Origin of the sequence: Streptomyces sp. NBC_00190 (genome assembly GCF_036203305.1) — a bacterium.
Taxonomy (GTDB): domain Bacteria; phylum Actinomycetota; class Actinomycetes; order Streptomycetales; family Streptomycetaceae; genus Streptomyces.
Map to the genome: position 1 here is coordinate 7629214 of NZ_CP108131.1, position 23067 is coordinate 7652280.

General features: G+C 71.8%; 24 protein-coding genes and 3 pseudogenes. 14 read left to right on the forward strand and 13 right to left on the reverse strand.

The genetic code is table 11. From position 1 onward, the window contains the following. Positions 1–82: 82 nt before the first annotated feature. Together hypE and OG429_RS35310 are read left to right on the forward strand one after the other, a co-directional pair. A complete protein-coding gene (hypE, locus tag OG429_RS35305) occupies positions 83–1072 on the forward strand; it encodes a hydrogenase expression/formation protein HypE (protein ID WP_328930517.1) in 990 nt (329 codons plus the stop codon). A 130-nt stretch (positions 1073–1202) separates the two neighbouring features. Next, the gene (locus tag OG429_RS35310) at positions 1203–1445 is read left to right on the forward strand and encodes a DUF6158 family protein (RefSeq protein ID WP_328929328.1); all 243 of its coding nucleotides are present in this window, start codon (positions 1203–1205) and stop codon (positions 1443–1445) included. Between the two features lie 26 nt (positions 1446–1471). Here the strand turns inward: OG429_RS35310 and OG429_RS35315 are convergent, their stop codons facing one another. After that, a complete protein-coding gene (locus OG429_RS35315; protein WP_328929329.1) occupies positions 1472–1972 on the reverse strand; it encodes a DUF6328 family protein in 501 nt (166 codons plus the stop codon). Positions 1973–2106: 134 nt separating this feature from the next. Here OG429_RS35315 and OG429_RS35320 point away from each other — a divergent pair, with 134 nt between their 5' ends. Together OG429_RS35320 and OG429_RS35325 are read left to right on the forward strand one after the other, a co-directional pair. After that, positions 2107–2679 (forward strand): TetR/AcrR family transcriptional regulator, encoded by a 573-nt coding sequence (locus tag OG429_RS35320; RefSeq protein ID WP_328929330.1) that lies wholly within the window; start codon positions 2107–2109, stop codon positions 2677–2679. 10 nt (positions 2680–2689) lie between these two features. After that, positions 2690–4213, forward strand: a complete 1524-nt coding sequence (locus OG429_RS35325; RefSeq protein ID WP_328929331.1) for an MFS transporter — start codon at positions 2690–2692, stop codon at positions 4211–4213. Here OG429_RS35325 and OG429_RS35330 read toward each other — a convergent pair. Next, positions 4176–5555: a helix-turn-helix domain-containing protein gene (locus OG429_RS35330; protein WP_328929332.1), complete on the reverse strand. Its 1380-nt coding sequence runs from the start codon at positions 5553–5555 to the stop codon at positions 4176–4178. The genes OG429_RS35325 and OG429_RS35330 overlap by 38 nt on opposite strands. A gap of 139 nt (positions 5556–5694) precedes the next feature. On the opposite strand from OG429_RS35330, the gene OG429_RS35335 reads away from it, so the two are divergent. The 3 genes and pseudogenes from OG429_RS35335 to OG429_RS35340 all read left to right on the forward strand — a co-directional run. Further along, positions 5695–7074, forward strand: coding sequence for a M64 family metallopeptidase (locus OG429_RS35335; protein WP_328929333.1), 1380 nt, complete (start codon positions 5695–5697; stop codon positions 7072–7074). A 73-nt stretch (positions 7075–7147) separates the two neighbouring features. Next, a pseudogene (locus OG429_RS41585) lies at positions 7148–7269 on the forward strand (IS5/IS1182 family transposase); the annotation flags it as partial. Beyond that, positions 7261–7383, forward strand: a pseudogene (locus tag OG429_RS35340) (IS5/IS1182 family transposase); the annotation flags it as partial. The pseudogenes OG429_RS41585 and OG429_RS35340, both read left to right, overlap by 9 nt. 56 nt (positions 7384–7439) lie before the next feature. Here the strand turns inward: OG429_RS35340 and OG429_RS35345 are convergent. From OG429_RS35345 to OG429_RS35365, 5 genes and pseudogenes are all read right to left on the reverse strand, one after another. Next, positions 7440–7598, reverse strand: a pseudogene (locus OG429_RS35345) (GntR family transcriptional regulator); the annotation flags it as partial. Positions 7599–7788: 190 nt separating this feature from the next. After that, on the reverse strand, positions 7789–8478 hold the full coding sequence (locus tag OG429_RS35350; RefSeq protein ID WP_328929334.1) for a response regulator transcription factor: 690 nt from the start codon (positions 8476–8478) through the stop codon (positions 7789–7791). Between the two features lie 4 nt (positions 8479–8482). Beyond that, positions 8483–9706, reverse strand: a complete 1224-nt coding sequence (locus OG429_RS35355) for a sensor histidine kinase (protein ID WP_328929335.1) — start codon at positions 9704–9706, stop codon at positions 8483–8485. Positions 9707–9734: 28 nt separating this feature from the next. Next, a complete protein-coding gene (locus OG429_RS35360; RefSeq protein ID WP_328929336.1) occupies positions 9735–10619 on the reverse strand; it encodes a CPBP family intramembrane glutamic endopeptidase in 885 nt (294 codons plus the stop codon). Between the two features lie 205 nt (positions 10620–10824). Then, positions 10825–11469, reverse strand: coding sequence for an MBL fold metallo-hydrolase (locus OG429_RS35365; protein WP_328929337.1), 645 nt, complete (start codon positions 11467–11469; stop codon positions 10825–10827). A 207-nt stretch (positions 11470–11676) separates the two neighbouring features. Between OG429_RS35365 and OG429_RS35370 the strand changes: the two genes are divergently transcribed. Continuing rightward, the gene (locus tag OG429_RS35370; protein WP_328929338.1) at positions 11677–12102 is read left to right on the forward strand and encodes a MarR family winged helix-turn-helix transcriptional regulator; all 426 of its coding nucleotides are present in this window, start codon (positions 11677–11679) and stop codon (positions 12100–12102) included. Between the two features lie 461 nt (positions 12103–12563). On the opposite strand, the gene OG429_RS35375 is transcribed toward OG429_RS35370, so the two are convergent. After that, positions 12564–13424, reverse strand: a complete 861-nt coding sequence (locus tag OG429_RS35375; RefSeq protein WP_328929339.1) for an SDR family oxidoreductase — start codon at positions 13422–13424, stop codon at positions 12564–12566. Between the two features lie 89 nt (positions 13425–13513). On the opposite strand from OG429_RS35375, the gene OG429_RS35380 reads away from it, so the two are divergent. Next, a complete protein-coding gene (locus OG429_RS35380) occupies positions 13514–14242 on the forward strand; it encodes a TetR/AcrR family transcriptional regulator (RefSeq protein WP_328929340.1) in 729 nt (242 codons plus the stop codon). 219 nt (positions 14243–14461) lie between these two features. On the opposite strand, the gene OG429_RS35385 is transcribed toward OG429_RS35380, so the two are convergent. Then, positions 14462–14650 carry a DUF6381 family protein gene (locus OG429_RS35385; RefSeq protein WP_328929341.1) on the reverse strand — a complete coding sequence of 63 codons (189 nt, stop codon included), beginning with the start codon at positions 14648–14650 and terminating at the stop codon, positions 14462–14464. A 168-nt stretch (positions 14651–14818) separates the two neighbouring features. On the opposite strand from OG429_RS35385, the gene OG429_RS35390 reads away from it, so the two are divergent. Beyond that, entirely contained in the window at positions 14819–15664 is an 846-nt protein-coding gene (locus OG429_RS35390) for a class II glutamine amidotransferase (RefSeq protein ID WP_328929342.1), read from the forward strand. Positions 15665–15718: 54 nt separating this feature from the next. Here OG429_RS35390 and OG429_RS35395 read toward each other — a convergent pair whose 3' ends face one another. Continuing rightward, complete coding sequence (locus tag OG429_RS35395) at positions 15719–16465, reverse strand: VOC family protein (protein ID WP_328930518.1); 747 nt, start codon at positions 16463–16465, stop codon at positions 15719–15721. A gap of 249 nt (positions 16466–16714) precedes the next feature. Between OG429_RS35395 and OG429_RS35400 the strand changes: the two genes are divergently transcribed. Then, positions 16715–17704 carry an isopenicillin N synthase family dioxygenase gene (locus OG429_RS35400; protein WP_328929343.1) on the forward strand — a complete coding sequence of 330 codons (990 nt, stop codon included), beginning with the start codon at positions 16715–16717 and terminating at the stop codon, positions 17702–17704. An 81-nt stretch (positions 17705–17785) separates the two neighbouring features. Next, entirely contained in the window at positions 17786–18949 is a 1164-nt protein-coding gene (locus OG429_RS35405) for an alpha/beta hydrolase family protein (protein WP_328929344.1), read from the forward strand. A gap of 12 nt (positions 18950–18961) precedes the next feature. Here the strand turns inward: OG429_RS35405 and OG429_RS35410 are convergent, their stop codons facing one another. After that, positions 18962–20245, reverse strand: coding sequence for a sulfite oxidase (locus OG429_RS35410; RefSeq protein ID WP_328929345.1), 1284 nt, complete (start codon positions 20243–20245; stop codon positions 18962–18964). Between the two features lie 153 nt (positions 20246–20398). On the opposite strand from OG429_RS35410, the gene OG429_RS35415 reads away from it, so the two are divergent. Then, the gene (locus tag OG429_RS35415) at positions 20399–20932 is read left to right on the forward strand and encodes a GNAT family N-acetyltransferase (RefSeq protein ID WP_328929346.1); all 534 of its coding nucleotides are present in this window, start codon (positions 20399–20401) and stop codon (positions 20930–20932) included. 54 nt (positions 20933–20986) lie between these two features. Here the strand turns inward: OG429_RS35415 and OG429_RS35420 are convergent, their stop codons facing one another. Both OG429_RS35420 and OG429_RS35425 read right to left on the reverse strand, forming a co-directional pair. After that, positions 20987–21268: a hypothetical protein gene (locus tag OG429_RS35420; protein ID WP_328929347.1), complete on the reverse strand. Its 282-nt coding sequence runs from the start codon at positions 21266–21268 to the stop codon at positions 20987–20989. Next, positions 21265–21993 (reverse strand): HNH endonuclease family protein, encoded by a 729-nt coding sequence (locus tag OG429_RS35425; RefSeq protein ID WP_328929348.1) that lies wholly within the window; start codon positions 21991–21993, stop codon positions 21265–21267. The genes OG429_RS35420 and OG429_RS35425 overlap by 4 nt, the downstream gene beginning before the upstream one ends. Positions 21994–22192: 199 nt before the next feature. Here OG429_RS35425 and OG429_RS35430 point away from each other — a divergent pair, with 199 nt between their 5' ends. Continuing rightward, positions 22193–23059 (forward strand): DUF4132 domain-containing protein, encoded by an 867-nt coding sequence (locus tag OG429_RS35430; protein ID WP_328929349.1) that lies wholly within the window; start codon positions 22193–22195, stop codon positions 23057–23059. Positions 23060–23067 lie beyond the last annotated feature (8 nt).

The window sequence follows — 23067 nt, forward strand, 5'->3', positions numbered from 1 at the left end:
CGGGACCGTACGGCCCGGGACCACGCTCGACATCACCGGCTGGACCTGCCCGGCCCCCCTGCGCGACCGGCCCCGCGTGGTGATGGGCCACGGCGGCGGCGGCGCGCTCTCGGCCGAACTCGTCGAGCACCTCTTCGCCCCCGCGTTCGGAGGTGAGGTACTGGCCCAGCTCGGGGACTCCGCCGCCCTGTCGCTCGGCGGAGTCCGGCTGGCCTTCTCCACCGACTCCTACGTCGTGCGGCCGCTGTTCTTCCCCGGCGGCAGCATCGGCGATCTGGCGGTCAACGGCACGGTCAACGACCTGGCCATGAGCGGGGCCGCAGCCGCCTACCTGTCCTGCGGGTTCATCCTCGAAGAGGGCGTCGAGGTCTCCGTCGTGGCGCGGGTGGCCGAAGCCCTGGGAGCGGCCGCGCGCGCGGCCGGGGTGGAAGTGGCGACCGGCGACACCAAGGTCGTCGAGTCGGGCCACGGCGACGGCGTGTACATCAACACGGCGGGCATCGGGCTGATCCCCGACGGGGTGGACCTGCGGCCCCAGCGCGTCGTCCCCGGCGACGTCGTGATCGTCAGCGGCGAGATCGGCCTCCACGGGGTGGCGATCATGAGCGTCCGGGAGGGCCTGGAGTTCGGCGTGGACGTCGAGAGCGACTGCGCGGCCCTGGGCGGTCTCGTACGAACGATGCTCGCCGTCACTCCGGACCTGCACGTCCTGCGCGACCCCACCCGCGGCGGTCTGGCGGCCTCCCTCAACGAGATCGCCGCCGCCTCCGGCACCGGCGTCGTCATCCACGAGGGCCGTGTCCCGGTCCCCGCCGCCGTCGGCAACGCCTGCGCGATCCTCGGCCTCGACCCGCTCTACGTGGCCAACGAGGGCAAGCTGGTGGCCTTCGTCCCGCGCGAGCACGCCGACGCGGTCCTCGACGCCATGCGCGCCCACCCGCTGGGCCGTCACGCGGCGGTGATCGGCGAGGCGGTCAGTGCACACCCCGGCCTTGTCGTGGCCCGCACGGGCCTCGGCGGCACCCGGGTGGTCGACCTGCCGATCGGGGAGCAGCTGCCGCGCATCTGCTGAGCCGGGCGGGGCAGGAGCGGGAAATACCGGAAACCGGTCGGCCGGGCCGCGCGGCGCGGTGCGGGTGATGATGGAAGCGGAGGGCCGCTTCGGCGAGGGCCGACCCGAGCGCGGAGGAGGTGTGCGTGCCATGACGGAGCACGATGGCGGTCCGTCGGCGCGGAAACTGGAGGAAGGCCGACTGCTCAAGGAGCTGGAGGCCATCCACCGCACGCGCCACGAGACCCTGCTGCACGGGTCGGACGACGCCCTGGTCACCCACACGCAGCGGATGAACGAGCTGGAGCGCGAGTACGTACGCCGCCACCCGCAGCGGGCCCAGACCGCCGGGCGTACCCGCTCGGGCGCCCGGGCCCGCATCACCGGGGATTAGAGCCGGGCGGAGAGCGGGGCCGGGCGTCAGTCCTCGCTGGTGTAGCGGCTGCGCGCCCACAGCGGCAGGACGAACCAGCACAGCAGGTACCACGCCAGCACCCCGGCAACCAGCCACGGCACGACGGTGTTGTCCGTGGCCACCCGCAGGATCAGGAAGAGCGCGGTCGTCAGGGTGGCCAGCAGCAGGACGAGGCCCGCGAAGGTGAGCCGTGAGGCCCAGACGACGGCCTGCGGCTTGATGCGGCGGCCCGAGACGATGCGGTGGAAGGCGACCGGTCCGATGAGCGCGCCGGTCGACAGGGACCCGAGGACGACGGTCACGATGTAGACCGTCTTCTCGGTCTGGGCCAAGCCCTGGAACTGCGGGGTGAACACCACCGTCAGGAGGAAGCCGAAGAGGATCTGCACGCCGGTCTGGGCGACGCGGATCTCCTGCACCAGCTCCTGCCACTGCCGGTCCGCGCGTTCCTGTTCGGTCTCGTTCCTGCCGTCGCCCCGTTCCGCGCCCTTGCCGTCGTCGCGCATGCGGTCTCCCGATGGGTGTGCCCACGGGGTCGCCTACCCGGGTGCCGTGCGCCCATGCCGTGCGCCAGAAGTGGGTCATGTTTGCCTCGCGTGAGACAATTTTGTATCGTTCGAGGCGAAGGAGGCTCATCGTCGTGCACGAGAACGAATTGCTGGACGGCGCGGCGCGCGTCCTCGCCGGAGATCACAGCGCCTCCATGGTGCAGATCGCCGCCGGGATCGGGACCAGCCGCGCCACGCTCAGCCGCCGCTACGCGACCCGCGAGGCCCTGCTGAAGGCGGTGGCGGTGCGGGCGATCCAGGTGGTCGACGAGTGTCTGACCCCCGCGGACCTGCCGGAGACCGCCGACGGCGCCGCATTCGACGCGGCACTGGAGGAACTGGTCATCGCCCTGATGCCCGCGGCGCACCTGTACGGCTTCACCTCGCGGGACGCCACCGTGCTCGCCGACCCCGAGTTCCGCGCCGGTGTCGACCGGCAGGACCGGCGGGCGCTGGCCTTCCTCGCCCTCGGCCAGCGGCTCGGGCGGCTGCGTACCGACCTGCCGCCGTACTGGATCTGGTACTCGCTCTGGGGTCTGCTCGACGCGGCCGCCGAGGGCGTTCGCGACGGGCACCTCGCCCCCCGGCAGATCGGCCACCTGGTCCTGACGTCCTTCGTCAGCGGGACGCGGTTCACCGCGCCCCCGCCCCCCGCGCAACCCTGATCGGAACCCCATGCACACCCCCTCGCAGGACCCCCGCCGGTGGATCGTCCTGGCGATCCTCTCCGGCAGTCTCCTGCTCATCTCCATGGACACCACGATCCTCAACGTGGCCTTCCCCTCGCTCGTCGGCGACCTCCAGCCGTCCGCCGTACAGCAGCTGTGGATCATCGACGTCTACGCCCTCGCCCTGTCCGGCCTGCTGGTCACCGCAGGCGCGCTCGGTGACCGCTGGGGCCGCAAGCGGCTGCTCATGGCCGGCTTCGGCATCTTCTCGCTCGCCTCGCTCATAGCCGTCCTCTCCACCGAGGCCTGGCACGTCATCGCGGCCCGCGCCCTCCTCGGGGTCGGTGGCGCGGCCATCATGCCCGCCACCCTGTCGATCCTGCGCAGCGTCTTCACCGACGCCAGGGAACGCGCCTTCGCCCTCGCCGTCTGGGCGGCCGTCTTCGGCGGCGGCATGGCCTTCGGTCCGGTCGTCGGCGGACTGCTGGTCCAGGACTACGGCTGGCACTCCGCCTTCCTCCTCAACCTCCCCGTCGCCGCCGTGATCACGGCGGCCGGCATGCGCTACCTCCCCGAATCGCGTGCCCCGCGCAGTACCGGCGCGTGGGACTGGTGGGGCGTCGCCCAGTCCATCGTCGGCATGCTCGCCCTCGCCGGAGGCATCAAGCAGCTCGGCAAGAGCGGCGTCGGTGACCCGCTCCCCTGGGCGCTGCTCCTGCTCGCCGCCGTCGCGCTCACCGTGTTCGTACGCCGCCAGCTGCGCGTGGACAACCCGTTGCTCCAGGTGCGGCTGTTCGCCAAGCCCGCCTTCAGCGTCGCGGCCACCGCGATCTTCCTGCCCATGGTGGGCATGGGCGCGATCCTGTTCCTGGTCACCCAGTGGTTCCAGTACGGCCAGGGCTACACCCCGCTGGAGGCCGGGCTTCGGCTGCTGCCCGCGCCGCTCGCCCTGATCTGCGCCTCGATGGCGGCCCCCGCCCTGATGCAGCGCTTCGCGATCCGGCACGTGCTGGGCGCCGGTCTGGTCGTCCTGGCCGCGGGCATGGCCATGCCCTGGACCCTCCAGCAGTTCACCGAACTCGGCTACCCCGCCTTCGCGGCAGCCCTGACCGTCATGGGCCTCGGCGCCGGCATGGCGACGACGGTCGCCTCGGTCACGCTGATCTCCGCGGCGCCCGCGGACGAGGTGTCCAGCGCCGCCGCCATCGAGGAGACCTGCTACGAACTGGGCTCGGCCATGGGCGTCGCCATCCTCGGCTCGACCGCGGCCGCGCTCTACCGGGGCAACCTGCCCGCCCTCGACCTGGACGGCCCGAGCGCCGCCGCCGTCCGGGACTCGGTCGGCGAGGCCGCCCACACCGCCGAGCGGCTGGGCGGCGCCCTCGGCCAGGCACTGCTGGACACCGCCTCGCACGCCTACACCCTCGCGATCACCCCGGCGTTCCTCATGGCCGGCGGCCTCGCGGTCACCGCCGCGGTGACGACCTGGGCGCTCATCCCGCGGGATCTCCAGCCCACCGAGAACCACTGACCCGGGCATCTCGGAACGCGGGTGCCACGGGCGCCGGGCCCAAGGTGGTCGTGCCCGGCGCCGCCCGGTGGCCCAGGCCCGTGCGGTACGCGTCCAGGGCGGCCTCCGTCCGGCCGGTCCGGCGCAGCAGGTCGCCCAGCATCCGGCACAGATCGGCCAGGTCGCCCGTGGCCCCGCTGCGTTCCAGCAGCGCCAGCGCCTGCACGTAGTGCTCCTCCGCGGATTCGGCCTCGCCCCGCTCCTCGGCCATCAAGCCGAGGAGCCGGTGCGCGCCGCCCGCGTGCACGGCGCCGTGGCTGTCCCCGAGCTCCAGCAGCGCCGACAGCAGCTCCGCGGCTTCCCCGTACCGGCCGAGCCGGCGCAGTACGTCGGCCAGCTCGACCTCCACCTGCGCCGTGTACAGGGCGGCGCGCCGGGCGGACAGCATCTCCCGGGCCGTACGCAACTCCCTCTCGGCCGAATCGAGTTCGCCGTTCTGGGCCTGTACGTAGCCGCGCATCCAGTGGCAGTGCGCCAGGTCGGTCCGCAGCCGCAGCTGCCCGTAGATCGCCTGGGCCTTGGCCAGTGAGGCGTCGGCGTCGGCCACCCGCCCCTCGGCGAGGAAGGTCCGCGCCACCTGCCGGTGCATCCCCGCCACCAGCGCCGGATCGCTGACCTGCGGGGCCAGGGCGAGGGCGAGCTCGGCCGCGTGGGCGGCGCGGGCGTGGGCGCCCATGTCCATGTACGGCCCGATCACCGCCGCGTAGAGCAGGACCAGCGCCTCGGGGTCGGCCAGTCCGCTCGTGCTCAGCTCGTCGATCGTGGACTCCAGCAGGTAGCAGGCGTAGCGCAGCTCTCCGGCGAGCAGGTGTGCGACGGCGCGGCCGCGGATGGGGCGGGCGCGGCGGGGCAGCGGCTCATCGGCCAGCAGCCGCTCGGCCGCCTCGAAGTGGCGGATCGCGCCCTGGAGTTCGCCGGATTCCAGGGCGCAGTCGCCCAGTCCGAGCAGCGCCTCCGCCTGCTCGGGGGCCAGCGCGAGTTCCTCCGCTTCGTCGAGCAGCTGCCGGTAGCGGACGGCGGCCTCGTCGGCGGCGCCGGTCGTGAGCGTCTGCTGGGCCTCGGCGAGGGCGAGCCGCACCTCGGTGGCCAGGTGCGGGGGGCGGCCGGTGGTCAGCTCCTCGTACGTGGTGCCCAGGCGTCCGGCGAGGAAGCGCAGCGCGGTCTCCGAGGGGCGGACCCTGCCCGACTCCAGCGTGGAGATGTAGGCAGGGGTGTAGTTGGGCTCTGCCAACTGTCTTTGGGTCAAGCCGAGTTCGCCGCGCATGCGCTGAACTCTGAGGCCGATACGGGCTGGTTCGTCCATGGATTCCCCCTGGTTGCTCGAACTCCCAAGTATTCAGCGGGAACAGGCCATTGCGCACGCCCCGCGCGCGACCTAATTTAAGCAACCAGTTCAACAGGCTTATTCCGATGCTTAACTTCCTTTCCAGGGGGATGACTTCATGCTTCGAGCCAGACATCCGGCCGCCCGTCCGGCCGTCCGCACCGCTCTGCGCGGAGCCGTCGCGGCGGCCTGCGCCACCGCCGTACTGGTGGCCGCCGGGCCCGCGCGCGGGGCCGACGCGCCAGCGAAGGCCGCGGTGGGGACGGGGGTGGAGGTCGAGATACCGGGGCCGGAGCACGGCGGCGACGCCGGATCCGGCCACACCCGTGTCCCGGCCGCCGGTGCCCCGGCGAAGAGCGCGGGAGGGCTCTCGGCCGCCGAGCGGGAGGCCGACGGCGAGGTCACCAAGATGATCGACAACGGCTCCACCGCCGACCGCCTCGACGTCGTCGTCATCGGCGACGGCTACACCGCTGCCGAACTGGAGCGCTTCCACGCCGACGCGCGGCAGAAATGGGACGAGGTGACGGCCGTCGAGCCGTACACCACCTACCGGAACCTCTTCAACGTGTGGACCGTCGACGCCGTCTCCCGCGAATCCGGCGTCTCAGGCGACCCGGACGCGGCCACCGTCCGCGACACCGCCCTCGGCTCGTACTTCTGGTGCGAGGAGATCGAGCGGCTGCTCTGCATCGACCAGCCCAAGGTCGACGCGTACGTGGCCAAGGCGCCGGCCGCCGACCTGGTCATCGTGCTGGCCAACAGCGCCAAGTACGGCGGAGCGGGCTACAACGAGCGCAGCGCCACCCTCGGCTACGAGGGCATCTCGACCGCTTCGGCCGGCCACGCCAAGTCCGGCCAGGTCGCCATCCACGAGACCGGCCACTCGCTCGGCAAGCTCGCAGACGAGTACTTCTACGTGGGCGTCCCGGGCTACGAGAAGTACACCGGCCCCGAGCCCGGCGAGTCCAACAGCTCCACGCTGGCCGCCGACCCGATGGCCGGACAGCGGGCCAAGTGGTACCGCTGGCTCGGCGAGCCGTCCCCGGACGGCGGCACGGTCGGCGCGTACGAGGGCGGCGGCTACTACGTCTCCGGCCTGTACCGGCCCACGGACAACTCGATCATGCGGGTCCTCGGCAAGCCCTTCAACCTCCCCGGTGTCGAGGCGATGATCGGCGGCTTCTACCAGCACGCCAGGACCGTCGCGCCGATCACCCCGACCGACCGCACCCTGCGGGCGCGCCACACCGCGAGGGCGGCCGTGCCGAAGCTGGCCGGCGCGGACGGCCGCCAGCTCGTGGTCAAGTGGTACCTGGACGGCCGGGAGCTGAAGCGGTTCGAGGGCCGGACCGAGGTGGCGGTGGCCGAACTGTGGCTGTTCGATTTCCGCACGCACCGGCTGTCGGTGACCGCGGAGGACCGCACGCCCTCGGTGCGCGACCCCAGGATCGCCCGCACCCTGAGCTCCACCGCGCAGTGGACGGTCCGGCTCTAAAGGGTGTTGCAGAAGGCTTAGTTCTGGGCATTTTGCCTGCATGGGTGGGGTGTTGCGTGCTGAGCCGGTGTGAGTGGAGACGTTCACGGGCTTGCGGATGGAGCGGTTCGCGAAGCTGGTGAAGGTGGTGCGGGAGCGGGGCGGGACGGTCCGGGTGGCGGCCCGCCGTGGTGTCTGCCGCTGGCGGACCGGGTCTTCGCCCGCATGAAGAACTGGAAGATCCTCCGCGACTGCCGCCAGAGGGGCGACGGCCCCCACCACGCCGTCCAGGCCGTCGCCACCATGCACAACCTCACCCTGGCACGGTGAAACAGCAGGCCAGACACCACCCTGGCCTGCCCGAGACAGACCTTCTGCAACGCCCTTTAGGTGTATTGACCTGAATCGTCGGTCAGAGCAGCCGCGGTCAAGGTGAGGTGCTGGACCAAGAGTGCGGCTGCGGTGTCGGCGTGGCGGGCCAGCGCCGCCTCCTCCAGCCTGCGGTGTTCCTTGGCGCCGTCCCGGCCGGGGTTGCGGTGCGCCGACGGGGTGGGCGTGCGGAAATGGCGTCCGGGCGGTCGGCGCGCGGACGAACGGGGCCGTGGTGTGGCTCCGCTGGCTCATGCGTGCTGTTTCGGGCCGTCGGCCGGACGGACCCACCCGGGCCTCGCCGTCGGGCCTGGAGCTGTCTGGCCCCGGGACCGGCCTGGCTCCGGGCGGGTCGAGGGTGTTCGATCAGGCCGTGCCGGACGCCAGTCCGGCGCGGTGGGCGAGGACGACTACTTGGACCCGGTCGCGCAGGCCGAGTTTGGCCAGGATGCGCGAGACGTAGGTTTTGATTGTTTCCGGGGCGATGAAGAGGGCTTCGGCGATCTCCGCGTTCGAAAGGCCCTCGGCCACCTGTTGGAACACGTCCAGCTCGCGCGGGGTCAGTGCCTTGACGACCGTTTCGCGTTCGGGGTTGGTGGGGCGGATGTGCTCGGCGAAGTGGCCGATGAGGTGGCGGGTGACGGCGGGAGCGAGCAGGGCCTCGCCCCGGGCCACCGTCCGGATCCCGTTGACCAGCTGGGCCGGTGGTGCGTCCTTGAGGAGGAAGCCGCTGGCTCCGGCCTTCAGGGCGTCGTACACGTACGCGTCGACGTTGAAGGTGGTGACGACCAGCACCTTCGGCGGATTCTCGGCATCGGGGCCAGCCAGTTGGCGGGTGGCCTGGATGCCGTCGAGCAGGGGCATGCGGATGTCCATCACGACCACGTCGGGGCGCAGTCGGCGTGTGGCCTGGACCGCCTCGTGCCCGTTCTCGGCCTCGCCGACGACCTCCATGTCGGGCTGCGCGGAGAAGATGGTGACGTAGCCGGTGCGCACCAGTGCCTGGTCGTCACAGACGAGTACACGGATCGGCGGCGTCGCGTCGCTCTCGCTCACGGGGCTACTCCTGGACGGGCTTGGTGGGAATCGTGGCGCGGACCTCGAACCCGCCCTCGGGCCGGGGACCGGCCTCAAGTTCACCATCGAGCATCCGCACCCGTGCACGCAGCCCGGCAAGACCCCGCCCGCCCCGCGAACCCGGCACCTGCATGACCGGTGGGTCGGCCGGGGGGCTGTCGGATCCGCCGGTGACCACCGTGATCTCGAGGTGCTCCCCGCCGTGGCGGGCCGAGACCCGGGTCGGCTGCCCGGCCGCGTACTTCATAGCGTTGGTGAGTGCCTCCTGCACCACCCGGTAGGCGGCCAGCTCCACGTCCACCGGCTGCGGCTGCCGCTCGCCCTGCTCGCTGAACTCGACCGGCTGGCCGGACCTGCGGGCCTGCTCGATGAGGTCCGCCACCCGTCCCAGGGCCGGGGCCCGGTCCGCACGCGCCGGATCGGCGCTTTCGCCGGTCGCCTCCAGCACGCCGAGGAGGTAGCGCAGCTCCGTCAGTGCCCGCCGTCCGGTGTCGCTGACGGCCACAAGTCCTTCACCGGCCTGCTCCGGCGCGGAGGTGATCAGGAACTGTGCCGCATCGGCCTGGACCACCATGGCCGTCACGTGGTGGGTGACCACGTCGTGCAGCTCGCGGGCGATCCGCGCCCGCTCGGTCGCCGTGGCCACCTCGGCGGCCAGCCGCCGCTGCTCCGCTTCTTGTGCCCTGCGCATCCGCACGCTGCTCCCTACCAGCCAGATCGCGGCCAGAGTCAGATAGAAGGCGGCATAGTCCGCAATGCCCTGCGGTGAGCCCAGACGGTGCAGCACCAGGGCCAGGGCGAAGTAGCCCGCACTCGCCGCGGCCGCCAGGCGCCGGCGGAAGCGGACCGGGTAGGCCCCGGCCGAGTACAGCGCGCCGTACAGGCCCAGGCTGCCGAACGTCGTCGCGAAACCCAGCGCCTGATGCGCGGCGAACGCGCCCGCGACCACGGCCAGAGTGGCGGCGGGCCACCGACGGCGGGCTGCCAGCGGCAGCGTCTGAGCCAGGGTCAGCCCGATACCCAGCGCGTCCACCGGCCGCTGGGGCAGATCACCGATCTGCGCGCCGATGTTCGACAGAGTCGGCGTGAAGGCGAGCAGCGCGAGCACCACGGCCACAAGGCCGTCCTGGAAGGCGGCGCCCCGCTCCCTCCACCGGTCGAGCGGCGCCTGGAGCCGCAGGGAGCTCCAGGGCGCCTGACGGGACATCACTTCCGTATCCTCCGGTCGACCGGTCTCAATGCCGGGCCCGCCGCCGGGGCAGCAGGCCGCCGCCTCGACGGGCCAGGACAAGCATCGGAACGGTGATCAGCACACTGAGGAGCACGGGCACGACCGACGCCTCCAGACCGAAGACACCCCCGGTCAGCGCCGCCGAGCCATGGGCATCGACGGTGAACAGCCCCTCCGGGGCATGCCCGGATACCGGAACACCGGCCAGCTGCTGAACGGTGTTCCACGCGAAGTGCAGACCCGCGACGAACCAGATGCTGCGCCTCCACATGTACGCGGCACCCAGCATCACACCAGCCTGCAAAGCGATCGCCAGCGCACTCCACAGGTTCGCCCCCGCCCCGCCCAGGTGGGCGGCTCCGAAGAACACCGCGGTGACCGCGATCGCGATACCGCGCCCCCACCGCTGCTCCAGGGCCTGCAAGAACAGACCCCGGAACATCAGCTCCTCAGTGACCGCGGTACCGATCTGCACCATCACCGCGGACCACACCACCGACATGAAGCCGCTGCCCGCCCAGGAGAACGAATACCCCCCGAACAACGTGATCAACAAAAGCGCCGCCAGGATGAACCCCAGACCGATCACCCCGCCGAGCAGCGCCTCACTCGCCGCCCCGGACCGGGCTATCTCCGGCGTGGCACGTCCCGCGATCCGGCGCATCACCAGTGCGTACACGGCCACCGCGGCGGCCGCGCCCAGCACCGGCACCGGACCCGGCCCCGTGGCCGTCAGACTCGCGACCAGAGCGACTGCGACCAGCCCGGTCACCGACCAGCCGAGCGGCGAGCGCAGGATCCGGCCGAAACGGCCGCCCCAGCCGGCCGGCCCCGTGTCCGGACCGGCGTCCGCTTCGTGCCCGTACTTGGCAGTCGATGTCGTGCTCATGATGGCCTCCCCTGTGGCGGTGGTCGCACCAGCGGCGACCTGGCAACCACGCTAGAAACCAACCGGCATCCGCGAATCACCCCCGGAGGGACAGCCCGCGTAGCTCTCACGGGGGATGCGCCACTCCCGCCCGACCACTCCCAGCCCCCACCGCCACGCAACGCAGCCGCGACACGAACAGCAGCGGGCACCCTACGAGGCTCTCTTACAGCCGGACGGCGGTACCGGGCTTGAGGCGGTCGATCGGGGTGCCGGTCAGGCCCTTCTCGCCGAGGAGATTGGCGGTGGAGTGCTGGCCGAGGTCGCTGAGCATGAGTTCGTGGATCTGGATGATGCGCTCGGGCTTGACGGTTCGGACGTAGTCGGCGGCTTCGCTGAGCTTTGTCCATGGGCCGCTGGTCGGTAGCAGGAGGGTGTGTATGGGAGCGTCGGGCGCGAAGTAGGCGTCGCCGGGGTGGTAGACGGCTCCGTTGTCGAGGAGGTAGCCGACGTTGTCGGGGCACGGGATGTCGGCGTGGATCAGCGCGTGGCGGTGGCCGTGGACGGTGGCGGTGATGGAACCGACGCTGAAGGTGTCGCCCGCGGCGACGGCGTGAACGCGGCCATCGTGGCTGCCGAGGGTGGCTGCGACCGTGGTTGTGCCGTAGACCTGCAGCCCGGGCTGGGCTTCGAGAGCGGCGGCGACGAGCTTTTCGTCGAAGTGGTCGAAGTGTTCGTGGGTGATCAGGACGGCGTGAGCCTGGGTGACGGCTTCTGCCGCGTCCGGGGTGAGGGTGCCGGGGTCGATGACCAGGCGGGTGCCGTCCTTCTCGAGTGTGACGCAGGCGTGGGCGTGCTTGGTGAGCTTCACAGCGGGTCCTTTCCGAGCCGACCAAATATCCACAACCAAACTGTACAACATGGTTGTAGATATCGCGCCGTGAGCGTCGACTGCGACTCGACTCCGGCGCTCCCGCCCCTCGTTACGGCGAGGGCCTGCGGACGCTCTTGTAGCACCAAAGCAAACAATGGAGCCAAGGTGTACAGTTTGGTTGATCGGTGTGGGTAAGCTGGCATCATGGACGAGAATGGGCTGGCTGAAGAACTTCGCCTGACCATCGGACGGCTCGTACGCACGGTGCGCACTGCCGACAAGATGCCGCCGGGCGAGGCCGCCGTCCTCGGCTACCTGGACCGCAGCGGCCCGCTGACCACCGCCGATATCGCACAACAGCGGGGAGTCAGTCACCAGTCGGCTGCCAAGGCGGTCAAAGAACTCCTGGCTCAGGGCCTTGTGCATGCCGAGGCGCACCCCAGCGACGGGCGCAAGCTGTTGCTCCACCTCACGCCGACGGGAAGTGGCCGTCTGGCCGAGGAGCGCCGAAGGCGTGCCGACTGGCTCGGTACCGCGATCAACGATGTCCTCAGTTGCGACGAACGAAAGACGCTTGAGGCGGCGCTGCCTCTGCTATCACGCCTGACCACACACTTGAATGGCAAGTAGCCCAGGGGCTGTCATTTGGGTCATCGAGCGCTGTGCATTGTGAAGTTGCAGGTCACGAGTCTGGTGTGCGTGATGTCCGGGATGCTCATGCTGGTCGCGCACGGATGAGTTCGGCGAAGATCGTCTGTCACCGGGAGACTTCGCGCTTGCCGTGCACCGCCACCTGAAGGCCAGGGCTTCGGCGTAGTCGGATGGTGTCCGGTTCATGAGGGTCAGTCGGGTGGGGAGCCCTGGGAGTAAGACAGTGCCGGACGGCCCCGGATCCCACGGCCCGGCAGGGTGATCGTCGCCCCTACGGCACGCACCACAGCAGCCGCGCCTCTGGGATGGTGCGGAATCTGATGCGGAGCCTGGGTTTCGTGCCCGAGGCCGCCGATCTGGCGATCGATGCCTCGGGCAACAGAGAACGGGCCTTTGTGGGCGGCGAGTCGGGCCGGGGCCGTCTGCGCGCCCCGCTGGATCTATTCGGCCCAGGCGCGCTCCAACTGGGTGCGGAAGGCGGCAGGCTCCCGCCCAATCAGCTCGGCCAACGTCGAGTCGACCGTGCTGAACTCGCCATCCCGCGCCGCGCCGAAGATGCTCAGCATCAGGTCGGCGATCGGGGCCGGGGTGCCGTGTGCCAGGACCTGCTCGCGGAAGGCGTCGTCTGGGACGACGCTGCGGGTGAAGGGCCGTCCGGTGGTCTGCGACGCGATCTCGGCGACGGTGTCGAAGTCGAGCGCCGCCGGGCCGGTGAGCGGCGGGGTGGGCCCGTCGAAGCGGCCCTCATCGAGGATGATCGCCGTGGTGGCCTCGGCGAGGTCGTCGTGGCCGGTCCAGGCGACAGGGCCGTCGGCGGGAAGGGCGATATCGCCGGTGTGGCGGGCGGACTCCAGGAACTGCAGGGCGCTGGCCGCGTAGAAGCCGTTGCGCAGCGCGGTCCAGGGCAGGCCAGTGGCGCGCAGCAGGTCCTCGGTCCTGGCGTGGTCCCGGCAGGCCTGGAAGCGGGAGTCATGGGCAGCGCCCATCTGGCTGGTGTAGAGGATGCGGCCGACCTTGGCCTTCACGGCGGCGTCGACGGCAGCACGGTGGCCGCTGACGCACTCCTCGCCCGTGCGGTCGAGGGAGACGAGGAGCAGCTGCTCGGCCCCTTCGAAGGCGTGCATGAGCGAGTCGGGGTCGTCGAAACTGCCCTGCCGGACACGGACGCCGCGGTCGGCGAGGTCCTGGGCCTTGCGGGGGTCGCGGACGCTGACGCCGAGGCGGTCAGCGGGGACGCGCTCCAGGAGGCGCTCGATGGTGCGGCGGCCGAGCTTTCCGGTGGCTCCGGTAACGATGATCATTGGGTTCTCCCGACGCTGCTTCCGGTGGAATCGCTTCAACGGTAACACTGGAAATTCCGATGGAAACAGTTCCTCGGTACCATCGGTTCATGCCTACACGCGACTCAACCGACAACCCTCGGCGCCGCATCGTCGAGGCAGCCGTCGAGCTGCTGGAGAATGGCGGCCCTGGCGCGGTGAGCACCCGCGCGGTCGCCGCCGCGGCCGGAATGCAGCCGCCAGCGATCTACCGCCTCTTCGGCGACAAGGAGGGGCTCCTTGAGGCCGTCGCCGAGCACGGCTACGCGCAGTTCCTGGAGAGAAAGCGCGCGCAGCTCGACCCCGCCCCGCAGGACCCGGTGGAGGAGCTGCGTCGCGGCTGGGACGTGGTGGTCGAGTTCGGGGTCTCCCGCCCCGAGTTGTTCGCGGTGATGAACCGGGCCATCGGCCTGGGATCGGACGCAGCACACCGCTCGGGCTTGGAGATCCTCCATGGGCGGGTGCGTCGGCTGGCGGCCGGGGGATGGCTGCGGGTCGACGAGGAGCTGGCCGCCCAGATCATCCAGGCAACTGGCCAGGGCGCAGTCACCACCTGGCACTCCACGCCCGCGGACCGACGCAATCCAGCGCTGTTGACCGTCCTGCGTGAGTCCATGGTCGCGGCCGTCACTCGCGCCGAGCCGGCGATTCCCGCCGCGGAGTCCGGTCCCGCCGCGGCGGCCCGCGCGTTGCGCGCCGCCCTCCCCGACGACTCCGATGTCCTGAGCGACGCGGAGCAGCGCCTTCTGCATGAGTGGCTCACGCGCCTGGCGGCGGACGGTGGCGCTCCACGTGCCTGATCGCGCGTCAAGCGCCCTCGTGCAGGTTGAAGCTCACAAGGAGAGATCGTGCGATGAAGCAGCCTCACCGCCCGACTGTTAACAACGCTCGTGGTCAATACACCTAGACCGAGCCGTCAGGCTGCCTCAGCCCCGGCGCCCGAGAGCGCGCCGGCCGGTGGCCGCGGCGACGGGGATCGCGGCGGCCACCGGCCGGTGTGCCTGAGGACCCGGGACGGGCTACATGGGGTCCATTCCCCGGTCGTCCATCCGGCTCTCCTGCTGGCTCTGCTCCATGAGGCGGCGGGCCTTGTCCCGCAGACGCTGCCGCTCCTCCGCGTCCTGCGAACGGTCGGCCGCCTCGTTCAGCTCCTGGGCCTTGGCACGCATCTGCTGGGACCGGCCGCGGGACTCGCCTGAAACGCTCATTGATCGCTCCTTGGGTCTGTGGGGGAGAGCGGGCGGATTCAGCGAACCAGCAGCGCTGTGCACCCGCATCTCGAACCGTCACCGAGCGTGACCCGTACGGACGGCCAGGCGCGCCCCATCCCGCCGACTGGCTTAGGCTCGGACCAGGCTGAAAAGGGGATGGTGTCCATGTGTCGCTGGCTCGCCTACTCGGGTTCGCCCCTGACGCTCGACGCGGTGCTCTACCGTCCGGAGCATTCGCTCATCAACCAGAGCCTCCACGCGCGCATGGGCGTGGAGTCGACCAATGGTGACGGCTTCGGCATCGGCTGGTACAGCGCGGACGGCAGCGGTGACGGCACGCCTGCCGTCTTCCGGGACATCGCACCGGCGTGGAACAACCGCAACCTGCGCGAGCTGGCCGGGCACGTGCGCTCGCCGCTCTTCTTCGCGCACGTCCGGGCCTCCACGGGATCGGCGATCCAGCAGACCAACTGCCACCCCTTCCGGCACGGGCGGTGGCTGTGGATGCACAACGGCGCGATCATGGACTTCCAGCGCTTGCAGCGGGACCTCTGCATGGCCGTGGACCCGGCCCTCTTCCCGTCCATCGAAGGATCGACGGACTCCGAGGTGATGTTCTACCTCGCGGTCACCTACGGCCTCGACCAGGACGTGCCGGGCGCGGTCGCGCGGGTGGCGGGCCTGGTCGAGCGGCTCGGCAAGGAGCACGGTGTGCCCGACCCGCTCCAGATGACGGTGGCGGTGAGTGACGGCGAGCGGCTGTGGGCGTTCCGCTATTCCAGCGAGGGGCACTCGCGATCGCTGTTCTACAGCAGCAAGGCCGATACCGTCCGCCACCTCCACCCCGAGCTGGACTTCCTCAGCGAGGTCTCCGACGCGACCCGGCTCGTGGTCTCCGAGCCCCTGGGCAATCTCCCCGGGATGTGGAACGAACTGCCCGAGGCGAGCTACACGGTGATCCCCGCCGTCGACGGGGAGGACTACCTCCCTTTCGTCCCGGAGCTCCCGTGACGTCACCATCCCGTGGCCGGGTCGGCCGGGCGGGTCGGCCCGGGGCAGCCCTGGTCAGCCCGGGTCCGCCGCGAGGGACGTCGTCAGGGTGAAGAGGGCTCCGTCGGGGTCACGGAGCGCCACCCACCGCTCAGTGGCGTTCGACGTGATGTCCGAGACGGCCCGCCCGCCCAGTGCCTCGGCGGCCTCGATGGCGGGGCGGAGCGCGGGGACACGGAAGTGCACGTGCCAGCGCGGCCTGGTGTGCGGGGAGTAGGAGGCGAGCTCGACCGGTCCGCTGTTGAGGCGGGCGACGGGCTCGCCGCCCTGCCGCAGGACGACCTGGTCCTCCTCGTAGGAGACCTCGCAGCAGCCGGAGCGGCCGGTGGCCCACTCCAGCACCGCGCCGTAGAAGATCGCCGCGTCGAAGGCGTTCCTGGTCCGCAGCTCCAGCCAGGCCGGCGCGGGGCCCTTGCCCACCCGCCAGTGGGCGGAGACGGAGCCCTGCCAGATGCCGAAGACGGCGCCGTCGGGGTCGGCGGCGAGCGCCGCGCGGCCGCCGGAGACGAAGGAGACCGGGCCGACCGCGATGGTGCCGGTGCGCTCCCGGATCCGGTCCACCGCCGTGTCCGCGTCGTCGACGGCGAAGTACGGGGTCCACGCCACGGCGACCCCCAGGTCGGAGGCGAGCGCTCCGATGCCCGCCACCGGGACGCCGTCCAGCTCGGCGACGGAGAAGGCGTCGCCGAGCCGGGCGCGCCGGAACCTCCAGCCCGCGACCGCGGCGTAGAAGCGCTGCGCCGCCTCGAGGTCGCGGGCCATCAGGCTCACCCAGCACGGAGCTCCGAAGACCTCCTTCGTCGAAATCTCCACGACTCGCTCCGTCCCTCATGAGCTCCGGCCCTATGGACCCATTCTGGTCCTTTTCGGGATGCTCTACGTGGTCACCGCCGCGGGTGTCGGCCGTCACCACCGGTAAGCGTGATGCTCCGGCGTCCTCGCGAGGGAGGGGCCGCCCGGGCGATAGCCTCGGATCCGGACGCCCCCGCTGGCTCGGAAGGCAGGTCTCCCGTGGTGCAATCCCAGGTTCCCGTGATCGATCTCGGGCCGTGGCGGTCCGGTGGACCCGACGACCGCGCGCGTACGGCGGCCCGCGTCGACGAGGCGCTGCGGGCGGCGGGCTTCCTGCTGGTGACCGGCCACGGGGTGGACCCGGCGCTGCCCGCCAGGATCCGGGAGGCGGCGCGCGGCTTCTTCCGGCTGCCCGCCCAGGTGAAGGCGCCGTACGCGGTCGCCGTCGGCGGGCGGGGCTGGCTCGGCCCGGGCGCCGAGGCCAACAGCTACGCGGAAGGAACGGCGTCGCCGCCCGACCTGAAGGAGTCCTGGTCATGGGCCGCGGAGGAACCCACCGGTGTGCCCGGCGTGGACGCCGAATGGTTCCGCCCCAACACCTGGCCGGCACAGGCGCCCGCGCTGCGGCCGCTGGTGACCGAGTACCTGAGCCTGATGCGGGCCCTCTCCGACGAGCTGCTGGAACTGCTCGCCACGGCCCTCGGCCTCGACGAGGACCACTTCACGCGCCACACCTCCCACCCCACCTGGGGTTTCAACCTCAACTGGTACCCGGGCACCGAGGTCGTCGGCCGGCCGCTGCCAGGCCAGTTCCGCATCGGGGCGCACACCGACTTCGGCACGGTCACGATCCTCGACCGCCAGCAGGGCGCGGGCGGCCTGCAGATCCACACCGACGCCGACGGCTGGCAGGACGCCCCGTACGACCCGGCCGCACTCACGGTCAACATCGGTGACCTGATGGCCCGTTGGACGGGGGACCGATGGCGCGCGGGCCGCCACCGCGTACTGCCGCCGCCCGCCGACGCGCCGGCCGAGGAGCTGATCTCGCTCGTCTACTTCTACGAGTGCGATCCGCACACCCGCGTGGAGTCGCTGCCCGCCCCCGTAGGGCGCGTGGTGCACGACCCGGTCGACTCCCACACCTACCTGCGGGAGAAGCTCCGTGCCATCAGCGTCACCACCGAGGGGACTACGACTTCCGGGTGAGCAGGGACCTTCCCAGGTGGGAGAGGCCCGTCCTCCTGTGAGCTGACGATCCGGCAGGTCCCGCTCAGTAGCTTCGGATCCATGAACCGACGCCGAGCGGCATCCGCCGCCGTCTTACTCGCCCTCCTCCTGCCGCTCCCGCTCGCCGGCGCGGGCACCTCGGCGGCCGCCGATGCCCCGTCCGCGGCCGAGAGCCGCCGTACCACGCTGGAACTCCCGCGCCCCACCGGCCGCTTCTCCGTGGGACAGGAGACGCTCCACCTCGTGGACCGCAGCCGGACCGACCCCTGGTCCCGGTCCGGGCCGCGCGAGCTGATGGTGACCATGCGCTATCCGGCGCAGCGCGGCACCGGCGGTCCCGTGCGCTACCTCACCCGCGAGGAGGCCAGGCTGCTGCTGGTCGACCGGGGCCTGGACAAGGTGATCCCGGCCGAGACCCTGGCCGGTACCACGGCCTACTCCCGGTCCCACGCCCGTCCCGTCGCGGGGCGCTATCCGCTGATCGTGCTCTCTCCCGGCTTCACCGTCCCGCGCGCCACCCTCACCGCGCTGGCCGAGGACCTGGCCTCACGCGGCTACGTCGTCGCCGCGGTCGACCACGCGTACGAGAGCGCGGGGACGGCCTTCCCCGGCGGGCGCGTGCTGGAATGCCTGGCCTGCGAGAAGGTCGAGGCGGCGGGCGGCATGCACCTGGTCAGCGACACCCGCGCCCGCGACGTGTCCTTCCTCCTGGACCGGCTCACCGGACGCGACCCGGCCTGGCGCCACGCCGGCCTCATCGACGCGAGCCGCATCGCGATGGCGGGCCACTCCATCGGCGGTGCCTCGGCGGCCGCCGCGATGGCGACCGACCCGAGGGTCCGCGCCGGGGTCAACATGGACGGCGGGCTCGCGACGCCGGTCCCGGAGACCGGGCTCGGCGGGCGCCCCTTCATGCTGCTCGGCGCGCAGGGCCGGGGCCCGGGCGGCAATCCGAGCTGGGACCGTGACTGGCCGAAGCTCGACGGCTGGAAGCGCTGGATCACCTTCGCGGACTCCGGCCACTTCACCTTCAGCGACTTCCCGGTCTTCGGCGATCAGCTGGGCCTCCCGGACGCCGAAGCCCCGCTGTCCGGCACCCGCTCGGTCGAGCTGACCCGGCGCTACGTCGCAGCCTTCTTCGACCAGCACCTGGGCGGCGTGCCCCAGCCCGTCCTGGACGGCCCCTCCGCCGACGCGCCGGAGGTCCGCTTCCACACCCCGTGAGCCGCTCCTCGCTCAGACCACCGTCACCGGGTGCCGCACGACCGCGTCGAAGAGGTAGCCCTGCGTGTTGTGGGCGGCCGTCGCGGGCTGCGTGCGCCCGGTGGCGTCGGTCGCCCGGGCCAGCAGCGCCGTGGCGCCGGTGGCCCGCGGGGTCCACGGCAGCGACCAGCGCACCCAGCTGCCCCGGCGCGGCGCGTCGTGCAACCGGGCCCGCTGCCAGCGGACCCCGCCGTCGGTACTGACCTCCACCCGCAGCACGGGGGCCGCGCCCGACCAGGAGCGGCCGGTCAGCAGCCGCGTCCGGTGCACGGGAACGGTCGCTCCCAGCTCCAGCTCGAAGGCGCTCTTGAGGGTCTGCCGGGTGAACGGGGCGCCCTCTGCCGGATACCCGGGCCCGAACAGCTGGTAGGTGTCGGTGTTCCACGGCGAGTACAGCGCCCGGCCGCTCACCTCGATGTCACCGACCCACTTGACCGAGGAGATCCCGGTCCACTCCGGTACCACGAGGCGGACCGGACCGCCGTGGTCGGGCGGCAGCGGCCGCCCGTTCATCTCGTAGGCGAGCAGTACGTCGTCCAGCGCCTTCGAGACCGGCATCGGGCGCCGCACCCGCCCGAGGTTCACCCCGTTCGTGACCACCTCGCCGTCCAGACCGCGCGGCAGGATGTCGACGGCGCCGCGCGTCACCCCCGCCAGCCGCAGCACGTCCGACAGCCGCGCCCCGCGCCAGTGGCCGACACCGATTCCGCCCAGGGTCCAGGCGGTGCCGCTGACCGGCTGGCCCTGCTGGGTGGCGTAGAAGCTGCGGCCGTTGCCCGCGCACTCGATGAACAGCGTCCGCTCGACCGCCGGCAGCGCGCGCAGCCGGTCGTACGAGAACTCGACCGGGCCGCCCGCCAGCCCGTCGCCCCACACCTTCAGCTGCCATCCGCCGGCTTCGATCCGCGGGGTGGAGGTGTGGTTCCGTACGAAGAACCGGTCGACGGGAGTGAGCGGGCCGGTGCCGCGCAGGGCGGCGAAGTTCGTCTCCGCGTTGGTGCCGCGGATGGTGAACAGCTCGGGCGGCAGCGGCTTGACGATTCCGGGCGACGCGGCCCCGTCGTCTGCGGTGGTCGCGTCGGTCGCGGCCGAGGCCGTCCCGGCCGCGCCCAGCCCCAGGGATCCGGCGGCGGTCCCCGCCGCGAACAGCCTGAGCAGGTCCCGGCGGTCCACTCCGGCGGAGCGGGCGTGGCCGCGCGCCCACTGCCGCAGGCGCGTGCGGTCGTACCGGATCTCGTCCGACGGGTCGAAGGGCATGACGGTGGCACTCCTCGGTCGCGGTTTCCCCACGGACCGCGGGGGCCCGGGGCGAGCTGCGAAAGACATTCCCACCGTGATCGCCACGCATCCACACCAAGGCGGCAATGGCCGATTACCGCTGGTCCGCCGACTTTCGGCAGGATGTGCGGCATGACCGAGATCCGTACCCCCCGACTCCTCCTCCGCCGCTGGACCGACGACGACCTCGTCCCCCTGTCGGAGATCAACGCCGACCCGGAGGTGATGCGCTGGATCGGTGACGGCTCCACCCGCGACCTGGACCAGACCGCCGAGGACATCGAGCGCTGGGAGGAGGAGTGGGACGAGGAGGGCTTCGGGCTCTTCGCGGTGGAGCTCCTCGGATCCGGCGAGCTCATCGGCGTCGTCGGCCTCTCGGTGCCCGAGTACCTGCCCGAGGTGATGCCCGCGGTGGACATCAGCTGGCGGCTCGGCCGCCAGTACTGGGGCCAGGGCTACGCGTCCGAGGCCGCTCAGGCCACGCTGGAGTTCGCGCTCCAGGACCGCGGACTCGACCGGGTCATCGCGGTCAACCGGGCGGGCAACGACGATTCCGAGAACGTGATCCGCAAGCTCGGCATGGTACTGGACCGCGACACGACCGAACCCAAGCACCACTACCTCCTGCAGGTCCACAGCATCGACCTGACCGAGTACGAGGCCTGATTCCCCGCGGCCCCGCAGCCCCGCCGTCGCCCAGCCGCCGCGCCGAGCCGCCGCTCAGGCGGGGGCGGTGCCCGGAGCCTGGGCCCCGTGGCCCGCGCGGATCGCGGTGAGGGCAGCGGCGTGCAGGGCCGCGGGGGCGCCGTGGTGGGGGAGGGGGCTGCCGGTGAGCGTGTACCACTCGTCGGCGTCGGTGTACTGGACGTCGAACCGAGCCAGGCCACCGGCCGCCGCCGTGGTGCGCAGGGTGAGCGGGCCGGTGATGACGCCGACCTCGTCGGTCATCGCGCCGCCCGGCCCGGCCAGCACCCGGTCCTGCCACTGCTGTCCGTCCGTCATGAGGTACAGGTGTCCAGCATGGTGGCGAGCATCTTCTTCTCCGGTTCGGTGACGGTCAGCGCATAGGTGGATTTGACGGTGGTCCAGGCCCGTCCGTACTGGCACCAGGCGGCCTTGTCCGGCGGCTGCCAGAGGTCCGGGCTCTGGTCGCCCTTGGAACGGTTCGAGGCCGCGGTCACGGCCAGCAGCTGCGGGTGGGTCAGGTCGTTGGCGAAGGCCTTGCGCCGGGCGGAGTCCCAGTCGGCCGCGCCCGAGCGCCAGCCCTCGGCGAGCGGCACCATGTGGTCGATGTCCATCTTCGCCGCGTCCGTGACCTGCACCCCGTCGTAGAAGCTCTTCCAGGTGCCGGAGACGGCGCGGCACTCGGAGTCCCGTGCCACGTCCGTGCCGTCCCGCTGGAGGACCACCTCGCGGGTGTCGCACTTGTCGCCCTGCTGTGCCCAGTGCGTGAACTTGTCGCGGCTGTACCCTGCCATCGTCCCGGCCGGCGCCACCTTCAGGGCGGCCAGCTGGGTCCGGGCCACGGCCGTCGTGACCATGCCCGGCAGCACGTCCCCGCCGGCGGGCTTGCCGTCGGCCGGTACGGAGGCCTTGGGGGTGGCGCGCGGGGCGGAGGGCTTCGCGTCCGGGCCCGTTCCCGACGGGGCCGGACCGGAGCAGCCCGCCACGGTCAGCAGCAGCGACGCCAGCAGGACCGCGGCAGGCACCCGTATCTGACGAACCATGAACCCCACCCCGAACCGACTTCGCGTCAATGTTCCCTGAACACTACCCAGAACCGGACATAAAACCGACCTCCCACCCTCCGGCGGGCGTTGTCAGTGGCGCTCGCTAGTCTCCCGGCATACCGCAGCTCAGGGGGGCTTTGACCCCCGTGTCAGGGCTGCGCGGACATGGCCGGGACAGGCGGAGGGACGCGGGCTGATGGCATGGGTGGCGGCAGGCGAGGGGTACGAGATCGCCCTGGTGGAAGGGCGGGTGGCGGCACGGCCGACCACCGGCCGGTCGGCGGGGCGGCAGCTGAAGACCCTGCCCAAGGCGCTGAAGGACCATCCCGAGGTGGACCGGCTGCGCAGGCTCGCCGAATGGCTCGACCGGCACGCGGCCGCCTGCGTCGCCCAGGTCGACACCTGGATGGTGTCCTCGCTGCCCGTGCCGACCGCACTGCTCGCCCGCGTGTGGCCGGACGAGGCCTGGCAGAGCGCCCTTCGCGACCTGGCCGTGGTCGGCGACGACCCCGACGAGGTGGGCTTCCTGCGGGACGCCACCGAGTCCGGTGAGCTGAAGGTGGTCAACCTCGACGGCGAGACCGTACGGCTGTCCCCGCGCACGGTGACCCTGCCGCACCCGGTGCTGCTGCCCGACCTGGAGGACGTACGGGACTTCGCGGCCGAACTGGGCATCGTGCAGCGGGTCGAGCAGATCCACCGCGCCACGTGGCGCAAGCCCGCCGGGCTCGCGCCCACCGCCACCGAGGTACGCGACTACGCGGGCGGGGTGTTCCCCACCCGCTTCAGCCTCGCCGCCCGGGCGACCGGTCTCGGCTACCGGGTCTCCGGCGGCTACGCCACCTGCAAGGTCCGCGACACCGGCCGGGGCACGGAGGCCGCGGTGTGGATCGGCGAGCCCTACTACGACGACGAGACCACCACGGGCGCACTGACCTGGCACGGCGAGGACGGCCGGGCGGTGCCCCTGACCGAGGTCGGACCGGTCGCCTGGTCCGAGGGGATGCGGATGGCCGCGGCGCTGTACGCCGGGCGCAAGATCGAGGAGGGCGGGGACGCGTGAGCACCACC